At 68.6% G+C, this 11,941-nt stretch carries 9 protein-coding genes and 2 riboswitches; of the genes, 8 read left to right on the top strand and 1 reads right to left on the bottom strand.

Translation table 11 applies throughout. The features are described 5' to 3' along the window. Nucleotides 1-65: 65 nt before the first annotated feature. The 7 genes from BLS25_RS17010 (at nucleotide 66) to BLS25_RS16010 (ending at nucleotide 9,276) form a co-directional block, all read left to right on the top strand. Nucleotides 66-233: a hypothetical protein gene (locus BLS25_RS17010; RefSeq protein ID WP_176786403.1), complete on the top strand. Its 168-nt coding sequence runs from the start codon at nucleotides 66-68 to the stop codon at nucleotides 231-233. Between the two features lie 125 nt (nucleotides 234-358). Continuing rightward, nucleotides 359-2,188: an alpha/beta hydrolase gene (locus tag BLS25_RS16035; RefSeq protein WP_074697017.1), complete on the top strand. Its 1,830-nt coding sequence runs from the start codon at nucleotides 359-361 to the stop codon at nucleotides 2,186-2,188. A gap of 91 nt (nucleotides 2,189-2,279) precedes the next feature. Beyond that, nucleotides 2,280-2,669, top strand: coding sequence for a hypothetical protein (locus BLS25_RS16030; RefSeq protein WP_143017986.1), 390 nt, complete (start codon nucleotides 2,280-2,282; stop codon nucleotides 2,667-2,669). A 60-nt stretch (nucleotides 2,670-2,729) separates the two neighbouring features. Continuing rightward, a riboswitch (glycine riboswitch) is annotated at nucleotides 2,730-2,824 on the top strand. Next, a riboswitch (glycine riboswitch) is annotated at nucleotides 2,825-2,930 on the top strand. It begins immediately after the preceding riboswitch. A gap of 48 nt (nucleotides 2,931-2,978) precedes the next feature. Next, a complete protein-coding gene (gene gcvT / locus BLS25_RS16025) occupies nucleotides 2,979-4,142 on the top strand; it encodes a glycine cleavage system aminomethyltransferase GcvT (protein WP_074697013.1) in 1,164 nt (387 codons plus the stop codon). Continuing rightward, nucleotides 4,139-4,513 carry a glycine cleavage system protein GcvH gene (gene gcvH / locus BLS25_RS16020; protein WP_056230424.1) on the top strand — a complete coding sequence of 125 codons (375 nt, stop codon included), beginning with the start codon at nucleotides 4,139-4,141 and terminating at the stop codon, nucleotides 4,511-4,513. Before gcvT ends, gcvH begins: the two co-directional genes overlap by 4 nt. Then, nucleotides 4,510-7,389, top strand: coding sequence for an aminomethyl-transferring glycine dehydrogenase (gcvP, locus tag BLS25_RS16015; RefSeq protein WP_074697011.1), 2,880 nt, complete (start codon nucleotides 4,510-4,512; stop codon nucleotides 7,387-7,389). The genes gcvH and gcvP overlap by 4 nt, the downstream gene beginning before the upstream one ends. A gap of 144 nt (nucleotides 7,390-7,533) precedes the next feature. Further along, on the top strand, nucleotides 7,534-9,276 hold the full coding sequence (locus BLS25_RS16010) for an ABC transporter substrate-binding protein (protein WP_081349902.1): 1,743 nt from the start codon (nucleotides 7,534-7,536) through the stop codon (nucleotides 9,274-9,276). Nucleotides 9,277-9,279: 3 nt separating this feature from the next. Here BLS25_RS16010 and BLS25_RS16005 read toward each other — a convergent pair whose 3' ends face one another. Further along, nucleotides 9,280-10,134 carry a CPBP family intramembrane glutamic endopeptidase gene (locus tag BLS25_RS16005; protein WP_081349901.1) on the bottom strand — a complete coding sequence of 285 codons (855 nt, stop codon included), beginning with the start codon at nucleotides 10,132-10,134 and terminating at the stop codon, nucleotides 9,280-9,282. A gap of 164 nt (nucleotides 10,135-10,298) precedes the next feature. On the opposite strand from BLS25_RS16005, the gene BLS25_RS16000 reads away from it, so the two are divergent. Then, nucleotides 10,299-11,918, top strand: a complete 1,620-nt coding sequence (locus BLS25_RS16000) for a peptide ABC transporter substrate-binding protein (RefSeq protein ID WP_074697007.1) — start codon at nucleotides 10,299-10,301, stop codon at nucleotides 11,916-11,918. Nucleotides 11,919-11,941: the final 23 nt, after the last annotated feature.

Below are 11,941 nucleotides of genomic sequence, written 5' to 3'. Positions count from 1 at the left end.
ACTCAGCGGGTGAAATCCACTCCTGGACTCCGCTGCCGATGCGTCTCATGTCTAGTCTTTTGCGCGTGGGGGACATTTCAATTTCCGTCGACGAGGTGCGGCGGGTGGCGACGAAGATGAGCGATGTCGTGCCGGAACTGTCGCAACTGCGGGACTTCTCCGTTGCCGACCAGCCCGACCTGAGTCTTGCGGTGGCGGAGTTCGTCGGGTGCATGAACGACTGCACCGCGTAGCGTCAGCGCGGTGTCGACGTGCTCGTGACCGGACTCCGTGAGGTGGCGGACATGTTCGAGAGGATGGATGCCGACGCCCAGGCCGACGTGCGAGCGCTGGGTGCCGTCGAGGGTTGGACCGTCGAATGAACGCCGAACTCGGAAGCACTCGGGACCCCTCCCTGTTGATCCCCGGTGACGTCGGCGAGCTTCATCGCGCCGCAGCCGCGTGGCGGGCGCGCGCTGAGAGCGCGCAGGATGTGGGTTCGGCGCTTCACTCGATGCGAACGGTTCCCGACTGGGCCGGTGAAGCGGCCGATGCGTACGAGACCCGCGCGGGCACGGTGGAATCCGGGTGGACCGCCATGGCAACGGCCTTCCGCGCCGGCCAGTCCGCGCTCGAGGACGTCGCGGCCGCGATTGACGCCGCGCGCGCCAAGGCGGGAGACGCGATCGATCTCTGGGACCAGGCTGAAGCCCTCGATGCGGCAGCGTTCCAGGACGCGCCTGCTGAATCGACCGGCTGGCTCGGACCCGACCGGCGAGCTTTCCTGGGGTCCGCGCCGCGGGCCGAAGCGCGAGCGGTCCTCGCCGATGCGCGCACCGCGCTGAGCATTGCGACGCAGAAGGCCGCGGCGGCGCTTCGTGCCGCGATCGCCGCGCCCGGGCTCGGTGCGGATGAATGGGCGGCCATTTTGACCGGCTGCGCGAACTCCAGCCAAGTGCTCGATGCGCTCGCGGGTGCGGATGCCGCCAGCCTTGCGGCCCTTCTTCGGGCGCGACCGAGTCTCGCCGGAGTCCTCGCTCAGGCGGAGTCCGCCGCCGTCGCACCGTGGTGGGCGCAACTCGACGACTCTCAGAGGGACGCTCTCATCCACGCGGCTCCTGCGATCACCGGCAACCTCGGGGGAGTGGCCTATGCGGCTCGCGACGAGGCGAACCGCATCTGGCTCGAGGACCAGCTGGCCGACGCCCGCGCGGCGTTGGCGGAGGCGGAAAGGCCCCCGACGTACGACGATATCCTCGGCGGCTACGCCGCGGCCCAGGCATATGCCGAGCGGCTCGACCAGGTACGTTCCCGGGTGAAGGGTTTGGAGGACATCGAATCATCGCTCACGTCTCCCGACGGGAAGGCGCCGAGGTTTCTCATGTCGCTCACCGCGGATTCCCCGCCGCTCGCGGCCGTCTCGATCGGAGATCTCGATACTGCCGACGACATCACCTACGCAGTGCCCGGCATGGGGACGACAACGGAAGGGATGGGGGATTGGACGCGCGCGGCTCAGAACCTCCTCACGAAACAAGACCGCTCGGATAGTGGAAGTACGCACGCCGTCGTCGCGTGGATCGGATACCAAACTCCTCCGATCCCCGTCGCGGAGGGAGGCTTCGACGTGATGCACAACGACCTCGCCCAGCGCGGGGCGGACAATCTCGCCCGGGATCTTCGCGCGGCCGATGTCGTTAGGGCAGACGCGCAGATCAATGTCGTTGCCCACTCGTATGGCACGACGACATCCTCGTTTGCATTGACGGAGCAGGGGGTGCATGTCGACACCTATGTGACTCTCGGCTCGGCGGGTCTCCCGGCGGGCGTAGAGGAAGCGAGTGATTTGCAGGCCGACCAGGTCTTCGCGGGTCAGGCGCAGGATGTATGGAAGATCGACCCGGCCGGAGGGGACGCATGGGCGTGGACTGGTCGGTTGTCTCCCGACCACCCAATCAACCCGGTGGACCCCGGATTCGGGGCGAACACCTTCAGCGTGGCCGGCGATGCAGGTAGCAAACCCGTTCTCGACCATAATGTTTCCACTCCGGACGGTACGGGATATCTGGACTTCGATACGGAGTCACTGCGCAACGTTGCGCTCGCGACCACCGGCCAGGGGGCACTGGTCTCACCGTACGTACCGCCGGGGCCCACGCCCTTCCAGCAATCGTTGATCGAAGGGATGACCCATGGCCCGATCTACTGACTACGGATATATCAGGGCGCTTGCGGTCGTCGTTATGTTCGGAGCGATTGTTGGGACGCTCGCCGCGTGTGTGGGATCCAAGGAGGATGAGATGAGTCCTGAGCAGGCGAAGGATGCACTTGTTTCAACCGTCGAAGACAGTGCTGCCTTGCTGAATGTCAGCGGTTGGACCTGGGACGGGGCGCCGGAGGTCGGAAACTGCGGGCAGCGCAGCGGCGAGCGCGTGAATTACACCTATGGCTATGGCGCCCCGCCGCCCGATGGAGACCGAGCTGCCGACGCGAAGAAGGTTGCCGATCATTGGCGCTCGCTGGGGATGGACGTCCGGACGGTGGAGAAGCCGGTGGTTGTGGTCTATGCCACAGGTGGGCCCGTCGAAGGGCTCTCGTTCTCAACGGGCCCCGGGGACTACCACATCGCCGGCACCTCCCTCTGCGTCCCCGGCGACGCCGCCGAGATCCGCAAGCAGGACAACGGCTGAACATCTCACGGCGCCCGCCGAAGCTCCGCTAGGCTGACCCCACAAGTCCACACCGGCCCCATGATCGATGCGGGAGAGCTCCGGCGAACGCAGCCGGGCACCGAAGGAGCAAGCCTCCCCGCCAATCTCTCAGGTACGCGTACCGCGTCGATCGGGCCACTCTGGAAAGAGGTTCGGGATGCCACGTCCCCGAGCCCGCCGACGGTGAAAGCCGCGCGATCCGCGCGGTGAAACTCTCAGGCCCATGACAGAGGGGGAGTTCTACAGGCGCCGTCCGGCGTCTGTCCGTCATCGCGAACGGCAGAACTCATGACCGAAACCCCCGCTCCACCGCGCACCTCCCCGCTGAATGATCGGCACGAGGCCCTCGGCGCCTCGTTCACCGACTTCGGCGGCTGGAACATGCCCGTGCGCTACACCTCCGACCTCGCCGAGCACCGCGCCGTGCGCGAGGCCGCGGGCCTGTTCGACATCTCGCACATGGCCGAGCTCCGCGTCGAGGGAGAGAAAGCGGCCGCGTTCCTCGACTATGTGCTCGCCGGCCGCCTGTCGACCATGAAGATCGGCAAGGCCAAGTACTCGCTCGTGCTTGCCGAGAGCGGCGGCATCGTCGACGACGTCATCGTCTACCGCCTGGGGGAGCAGAGCTTCCTCGTCATCTCGAATGCCGGCAATCGGGATGCCGTGGCCTCGGCCTTCGACCTGGCCCAGCGCACGTGGGTCGCCATGTCGAGCGAGGTCCCGGAGCCTGTCGAAGAGGCCGGAACCCTCGCGGTCGCCGACGTCACCGACGACTACGCCCTCATCGCCCTGCAGGGCCCCGAGGCCCGCGGCATTCTGAACTCCACCCCGGGTGTCGAGATCACCGGCACCGCCCTCGACGAGCTGGGCTATTACGCCTGGACCGAGGGCACCTTCGACGGGGCGCCACTGTTCGTCGCCCGCACCGGGTACACCGGCGAAGACGGCTACGAGCTCATGATCCCCACCGCGCAGGCCGCCGCCCTGTGGGATGCCGCTCTCACCGCGGGCACCGACCGGGGCCTCGTGCCGTGCGGTCTCGCCGCGCGCGACACCCTGCGCCTCGAGGCCGGCATGCCGCTGTACGGCCACGAGCTCTCGCGCGACATCGTCCCCGCACAGGCGGGTCTCGGCCGCGTCCTCGCCGTCGATAAAGAGGCGTTCGTCGGCAAGGACGGCTTGTCGTCCGGCCCCGCCGACGCCCCCGTGCTCGTCGGCCTCGTCTCGGAGGGCCGCCGCGCGGGTCGCGCGGGCTACGCCGTCCTGCGCGGCGACGACACCGTCGGCGAGATCACCAGCGGCGCCCTCAGCCCCACCCTCGGCCACCCCGTGGCCATGGCGTTCGTCGCACCCGCGGCATCCGCCATCGGAACCGAACTGTCCATCGACGTGCGCGGAACCCGTATCCCCGCGACCGTCACCGCCCTTCCCTTCTATCGGAGAAACGCATGACCGACCTCACCGCCCTCAGCTACACCTCCGAGCACGAGTGGATCGCCCTCGAGGGTGACATCGCCACCGTCGGCATCACCGACTTCGCCGCCGACAAGCTCGGTGACGTCGTCTTCGTCGAGCTGCCCGGCGCCGACTCGGCCGTCTCGGCCGGCGACGTCTGCGGCGAGATCGAGTCGACCAAGTCGGTCGGCGAGCTCTACGCGCCCCTGAACGGCACGGTCGTCGAGGTCAACGACGCCGTGGTCGACGACCCGTCGTTGGTCAACGCCGAGCCCTTCGCCGGCGGGTGGCTCATCAAGATCCGCGTCGAGGGCGACCTTCCCTCCGACCTGCTCGACCGCGCCGCTTACGAGGACCTCACCGCATGACCTCCGTCCTTCCTCCCCGCACGGATGCCGGGACCCCGGCCGCCTTCACCGACCGCCACATCGGCATCGGTGCCGACGCCCAGGCGCACATGCTCGAGGTGGTCGGCTACGACAGCGTCGAGGCGCTCGTCGAGACCGCCGTCCCGGCCTCGATCCACGTGCAGGTCCGCGCCACGAGCGCGATTCCGACCGCGGCCACCGAGGCTGAGGCCCTGGCGGAACTGCGGGAGCTGGCATCCGCCAACCGCTCCGCCCGCCCCATGATCGGTCTCGGCTACTACGACACCTTCACGCCCTCGGTGATCGCGCGGAATGTCCTCGAGAACCCGTCGTGGTACACCGCGTACACGCCGTACCAGCCCGAGATCTCGCAGGGCCGGCTCGAGGCGCTCATCAATTTCCAGACGATGGTGACCGATCTCACCGGGCTCGCGACGGCAAACGCGTCGATGCTGGACGAGTCCACCGCCGTCGTCGAGGGCATGCTCGTCGCCCGCCGCGCGTCGAAGGCGAAGACCGACCTCTTCCTGGTCGATGTCGACGCCCTGCCGCAGACCAAGGCGCTGCTGCACCACCGCGCCGCGGCCGTCGGCATCCGCATCGTGGAGACCTCGTACGAGGGGGATTTGCCCGAGGCGTTCGGCGCCTTCGTGCAGTACCCCGGTGCGACCGGTCGCATCTGGGACTTCTCGGCCGTGGCCGAGACGGTGCATGCCGCGGGCGGCCTCGTCGTGGCCGCCGCCGACCTGCTCGCCCTGACCCTGCTGCGCTCGCCCGGCTCTATCGGCGCCGACGTCGCGGTGGGCACGACACAGCGATTCGGCGTGCCGCTCGGCTTCGGTGGACCCCACGCGGGCTACATGGCCGTGCGCGCGGGCCTCGAGCGTCAGCTGCCCGGCCGCCTGGTCGGCGTGTCGCAGGATGCCGTGGGCGCCCCCGCCTACCGCCTGTCGCTGCAGACACGCGAGCAGCACATCCGCCGCGAGAAGGCGACGTCGAACATCTGCACTGCGCAGGTGCTGCTGGCCGTGATGGCGGCGATGTACGCGGTGTACCACGGTCCCGACGGACTCCGCGCAATCGCGACGCAGGTCGCGCGCAAGGCCGACGCCCTGGCATCCGCTCTGCGCTCCTCCGACCTGACTCTCGCGAGCGACGCCTTCTTCGACACCGTGCGCGTCCACGTGCCGGGGCGCGCGCAAGACGTGGTCGCCCGCGCCCGCGAGCGCGGCTACCAGCTGCTCTGGGTCGACGACGCGACGGTGGGCGTCTCGGTCGATGAGACGACGACGGATGCCGATGTCTCGGTCATCCTCGACGCCTTCGGCCTCGCCGAGGACACGCTGCCCGAGGGCGAGGCGCTGCGCGGGATCGATGCGGCCCTGCATCGCGACGACGCCTTCCTCACGCACCCTGTCTTCCACGCGCACCGCAGCGAGACGGCGATGATGCGGTACCTCAAGACCCTCGCCGACCGCGACTACGCGCTCGATCGCGGCATGATCCCGCTGGGCTCGTGCACGATGAAGCTGAACGCGGCCACCGAGATGGCGGCGGTGTCGTGGCCGGAGTTCTCGCGTGTGCACCCCTTCGCCCCCGAGGCCGACGTGCGCGGCTACCTCGAGATGATCGAGCAGCTCGAGCGCTGGCTCGCCGAGGTGACCGGCTACGACGCGGTCTCGCTGCAGCCGAACGCCGGGTCGCAGGGCGAGCTCGCGGGCCTCCTCGCGATCCGCGGCTACCACCTCGCCAACGGCGACACCGCGCGCACGGTGTGCCTGATCCCGTCGTCGGCGCACGGCACGAACGCCGCCTCGGCGATCCTCGCGGGCATGAAGGTCGTCGTCGTCGCGTGCGACGAGGCCGGCAATGTCGACCTCGGCGACCTGCGCGCGAAGATCGCGCAGCACGCCGCGGAGCTCTCGGCGCTCATGATCACGTACCCCTCGACCCACGGGGTGTACGAGCACGACGTGCTCGAGATCACGCAGGCCGTGCACGACGCCGGCGGACAGGTCTACGTCGACGGCGCCAACCTGAACGCGCTGCTGGGATTCGCCCGCTTCGGCGACCTCGGCGGCGACGTCTCGCACCTGAACCTGCACAAGACGTTCGCGATCCCGCACGGCGGTGGCGGACCCGGTGTCGGTCCGGTGGCGGCGAAGGCGCACCTGGCCCCGTACCTCCCCTCGCACCCGTTCTCGCAGCGCGCGGATCACGCCGGTGGCGTGTTCGACGGGGGGCCGGTCTCGGCCGCCCCGCACGGCTCCGCCGGTATCCTGCCGATCTCGTGGGCCTACGTGCGCATGATGGGCGCCGAGGGCCTGCGCCAGGCCACGGCCGCCGCGGTGCTCTCGGCGAACTACATCGCCACGCGCCTGCGCGAGCACTACCCCGTGCTCTACGCCGGTGAGGGCGGTCTCGTCGCGCACGAGTGCATCCTCGACCTGCGTCCCCTCAAGGAGCAGACCGGCGTCACCGTCGACGACGTGGCCAAGCGCCTCATCGACTACGGCTTCCACGCCCCGACGATGTCGTTCCCCGTCGCCGGCACCCTGATGGTCGAGCCGACCGAGAGCGAAGATCTCGCCGAGTTGGACCGGTTCGTGGATGCCATGATCGCGATCAAGCACGAGGCCCTCGCGGTCGCGGCGGGGGAGTGGCCCGCCGACGACAACCCGCTGGTCAACGCTCCGCACACCGCCGAGACGGTCGTGATGGGGGAGTGGGATCACCCGTACTCACGCGAGACCGCGGTATACCCCGTGCGCTCGCTGATCCGCGGCAAGTACTGGCCCCCGGTGCGCCGCATCGACCAGGCGTACGGCGACCGCAACCTGGTCTGCTCGTGCCCGCCGCCTGAGGCGTTCGCCTGACCCTTGCCCGTCCCTCGACGGGACGGCATCCCTCCGACGTCCCTTCCGCTCCGCGCGGGGGCTGAGCGGGATGCCGTTTCGTCGTTGTAGGGGGACGCGCAGCGGACCGGGAGATCCTCAGGGGGCGTTTAGTAAAGTGCCTCTGTGCACCACGGGCTGAACGACGTTCCTCGACCGCTTCGACGCCGTGGCGGCCCGGGACGGGTGATCGCCCTCCTCGTCGCCGCCGGTCTCGCGTTGGCCGGTTGTTCGGCGACCGACCCCGCGCCGGTCCCCGCGAAAGAGCAGCGGACGAGCCTGACAGTCGGTGTGGTCGGCTCGCTCACGAGCTTCAACGCCGCCAGCGCGACCGGGGACACCGCGGCGAACCGCGCGGTGTCGGCCCTCCTCGACGAGAAGCTCGGCTCCCTCGACGGAAACCTCCAGGTCGTGCCCAACAACGGTCTCGGGCGCATCACGCGGGTCGAGGGCGACCCGCTGACCGTCAGCTACGAACTCTTCTCCGACCGCGTCTGGTCCGACGGCACCCCGGTGACCCTCGACGACCTGCTGTTCGGGTGGGCGGTCACCTCCCACTTCTTCGACGACGCCACCTACGACGCCAACGGCCAGCTCGTGTCGGGTACGCGGTACTTCGACACCGCGCTCCCCGCCGACCCCAACGCCCGCACGACGCGTCCGCGCCTCGACCGGGCGAACGACACCCTCATGCTCACCTACGACCAGCCCTTCGCCGACTGGAACCGGCAGTGGCTGCTCGACCGCCCGGTCCACGTCGTCGCGCAGCGGGCGGGCGTGAGCGTCAAGGATCTGCTCACCGCGATTCTCACGGCGCCGGAGGGCGACCCTCAGGCTCCGGCGGCTCCGAATCCGGTGCTGGCTGCGGCCGCGCAGGCGTGGAACACCGGTTTCGATGTCGCTCCGGGAACGACGCCGGACCCGGCCGGTGTCGTGTCGTCGGGCCCGTGGACGGTCTCGGAGATCACGGCCGACACGCTCCAATTGGCCCGCCGGGACAGCTACCAGGGGGCGCACTTCCCGGGTCTCGAGGGGCTGACGGTCCGGTTCTTCCCCGATCGCGCGGCGCAGCTGTCGGCGATCGAAGCGGGAACGGTCGACGTGGCCAATGTCGGCGATCTCGACGTCGCGGAGCGGAAGACCCTGACCGATGCCGGGTTCAACGTCCAGGTCGGGCCCACCTCCGAGACGCTTCAACTCCGGTTCGCCACGACGACGGCATCCGATCTCCGTCAGGCGACGACGCTGTCGCTCGATCGGGCCTCGCTCGTCCAGGACGTGCTGGGCGCAGTGCGTCCGGACGCCCAGCCCCTCCAGTCGTTCTTGTCGTCTCCGGCGACCGGGCAGCTCTACAACGACCTGGTCTCGGGGAACGGCGCTCCCGGCACGGGGGCCGACGTGAACGGCGCGCGCTCCGCGCTGAACGACCGGGCGGCCGTGCTCCGCGTCGCCTACGACACGACCGATCCGACGGCGTCGCTGGTGTTCCCACGCCTCGTGTCGATGGCCGCCAAGGCCGGGATCGCGGTCCGCGCCGCCACCGCGACGGAGATTCCGGATGCCACCCTCTCGTGGGTCGGCGAGGATGAGAGCCTCTACCGGTCGGCGCGTGACCGCATCGCGGAGGGGATCGACGGCGGCGACACCGAGGAGCTCTTCGACGACCTCACCACGCACACCGACCCCGTCGACGTGTTGTCGGAGGCGAAGCTCATCGACCGGTCGCTGTTCGCCGCGTACGCGGGTGTGCCGCTGCTCGAGCGCACGGGTGCCGTGGTCAGCGCCGCGGGCGTCGGGGGAGTGACGTACACCTCCGAGCCCAACGGGCTGCCCCCGGCGTTCTGGACCTGGTCGCCGCCCCAGTCCTGACGGTCACGACGTCGGCGACGGCGCAGGGGTCGGGGCGAAGATCCCCGGCCACCAGGCCGCGGCGAGCGGGTACCCCACGAAGGCCACGATGTCGATGACCGTGTGTGCGATCACCAGGGGCATCACCCGCCCCCATCGCTTGTAGCACCAGCCGAAGACGAGCCCCATGACGACGTTGCCCAGCGCCGAGGGCCACCCCTGATACAGGTGGTAGCTGCCGCGTAGCAGGGCGGTCGACACGATGATCCACGTCCACGACCAGCCGAGCCGGCGGAGACGGTCGAAGAGGAATCCGAGGAAGATCACCTCTTCGGTGAGGCCGGCGCGCAATGCCGCGAGGACCAGCAGCGCGATCACCCACCACGACGAGTCCAGGGGAGCGGGGATCACCGCGATGCTCTGCCCGAGAGCGCGGCCGATCGCGTAGACACCGATACCGGGCGCGCCGATGAGGACGACGAGCAGGAGTCCCCGCGCGGAGTCACCTCCGAAGCGGCGGAAGTCCAGCCCGATGCGGCGGAGCGCGTTGTTCGTCGGCTCCCACAGCAGGTAGACCGCCAGCGCCACGAGGGCCAAGGAGAAGAAGATGTCGAGGAACTGGTAGATCGCGTCCCACACCGGCTCGGCGCTGCGCGACGGATTCAGCTGCGTCTGCTGTTGCGAGATGGGTGCGCGGGTGGCGGCGCGGACGAACGAGACCACCGAGTAGATCGCCGACTGACCGACGCTGACGAGCAGCACGATCCCGATCTCCCAGCCGAGACGGCGGCGGGGGTAGGTGTCCGAGCGCTTCAGCGTCGGAGGATACGTCCAGTCCGCTGGGACCTGCAGCCGGGTGCGCTTGTCAGATTGCTCCATCGAGAGCCTCTCGAGTAAATGCTGTGTAACGTTTTTCAGAGGAGTTTGGGGCACCTGGGTAAACGTGCCTAGTGTGTTCTCATCCTGCCCGACGGATCTTTCACGCGCCTTGTGCTGCGCGAAAGCCCTGCGCGGGCGACGATCATCCCTTCCCTGGAGGAACTGTGAAGCGCAACAAGATTGCCCTCTCCGGTCTCGCCCTGCTGGGAGCCGTCGGGCTTATGCTCGCCGGCTGCTCGGGCGGCGGAGACAACGGCGGCGGCTCGTCATCGGGCGGCGACGCCACGGCGATCATTCGGACGAACGGCTCCGAGCCGCAGAACCCGCTGATCCCGACCAACACCAACGAGGTCGGTGGAGGAAAGATCCTCGACTCGATCTTCGCGGGTCTGGTCTACTACGACGGAACCGGCGCTCCGGTCAATGACATGGCCGAGTCCATCGTCACGAACGACCCCCAGAACCTCACGGTGACCCTGAAGAAGGGCCAGAAGTTCACGGACGGCACCGAGGTCAAGGCCGACAACTTCATCAAGGCGTGGAACTACGGCGCCCAGCTGTCGAACAACCAGGTGAGCAGCTCGTTCTTCGAGGACATCGTGGGCTTCAGCTACGACGCTGACTCCGAGCTCACCGGTCTGAAGAAGGTCGACGACTACACCTTCACGATCGCGCTCTCCAAGCCCGCCGCCGACTTCGCGCTGCGACTGGGCTACTCGGCGTTCTTCCCGCTGCCCGACGTCGCGTTCACCGACATGGCTGCGTTCGGCGAGAACCCGATCGGAAACGGCCCCTACAAGCTCAAGGGCGAGGGTGCCTGGCAGCACAACGTCCAGATCGACCTCGTCAAGAACGATGACTACCAGGGCGGTCGCACGGTCGAGAACGGTGGTCTTTCGATCATCTTCTACGCCACGCAGGATGCCGCCTACGCCGACCTGCTCGGTGGCAACGTCGACGTGATCGACGGCGTCCCCTCGTCGTCGCTGGCGACCTTCACCTCCGACCTGGGCGACCGTGCGGTCAACCAGCCGGCGGCGATCTTCCAGTCGTTCACGATCCCCGAGCGTCTCGCGCACTTCAGCGGCGAAGAGGGCAAGCTCCGTCGCCAGGCCATCTCGATGGCCATCAACCGCGACGAGATCACCAAGACGATCTTCCAGGGCTCGCGCACGCCTGCCAGCGACTTCACCTCGCCGGTCATCGCGGGCTGGTCGGACTCCCTCACGGGCGCCGACGTCCTGAAGTTCAACGCCGACAAGGCGAAGCAGCTGTGGGCCCAGGCCGACGCCATTTCGCCGTGGAGCGGTTCGCTTCAGATCGCCTACAACGCCGACGGTGGACACCAGTCCTGGGTCGACGCGGTCACGAACTCGCTGAAGAACACGCTCGGCATCGACTCCTCGGGTGCTCCCTACCCGACGTTCAAGGAACTGCGCTCGGCGGTCACCAACCGCAGCATCGAGACCACGTTCCGTTCGGGCTGGCAGGCCGACTACCCGGGTGCGTACAACTTCCTCGCGCCGCTGTACGCGACCGGTGCCTCGTCGAACGACGGTGACTACTCGAACCCCGAGTTCGACGCGCAGATCACGGCCGGCATCGCCGAGACCGACCTGAGCACGCAGAACGCGGACTTCGCCAAGGCTCAGGAGATCCTCCTGCAGGACCTTCCGGCCATCCCGCTCTGGTACTCGAACGTGACCGGTGGCTACGCCGAGGGCGTGAACAACGTCCAGTTCGGCTGGAACTCGGTTCCGCTCTACTACGAGATCACGAAGTAACCCTTCCGATCTCACCCGCGAGG

The organism is Microbacterium testaceum StLB037 (assembly GCF_900104345.1).
GTDB lineage: Bacteria > Actinomycetota > Actinomycetes > Actinomycetales > Microbacteriaceae > Microbacterium > Microbacterium testaceum_A.
This window is presented reverse-complemented; position numbering and strand designations above follow the sequence as displayed.

Bases quoted from the DNA above. Each gene is read 5' to 3' on its own strand.
- BLS25_RS16030 (WP_143017986.1), top strand. From the start codon at position 2,280: ATGAGTCCTGAGCAGGCGAAGGATGCACTTGTTTCAACCGTCGAAGAC.
- gcvT (WP_074697013.1), top strand. From the start codon at position 2,979: ATGACCGAAACCCCCGCTCCACCGCGCACCTCCCCGCTGAATGATCGG.
- BLS25_RS16035 (WP_074697017.1), top strand. From the start codon at position 359: ATGAACGCCGAACTCGGAAGCACTCGGGACCCCTCCCTGTTGATCCCC.
- gcvH (WP_056230424.1), top strand. From the start codon at position 4,139: ATGACCGACCTCACCGCCCTCAGCTACACCTCCGAGCACGAGTGGATC.
- BLS25_RS16005 (WP_081349901.1), bottom strand. From the start codon at position 10,134: ATGGAGCAATCTGACAAGCGCACCCGGCTGCAGGTCCCAGCGGACTGG.
- gcvP (WP_074697011.1), top strand. From the start codon at position 4,510: ATGACCTCCGTCCTTCCTCCCCGCACGGATGCCGGGACCCCGGCCGCC.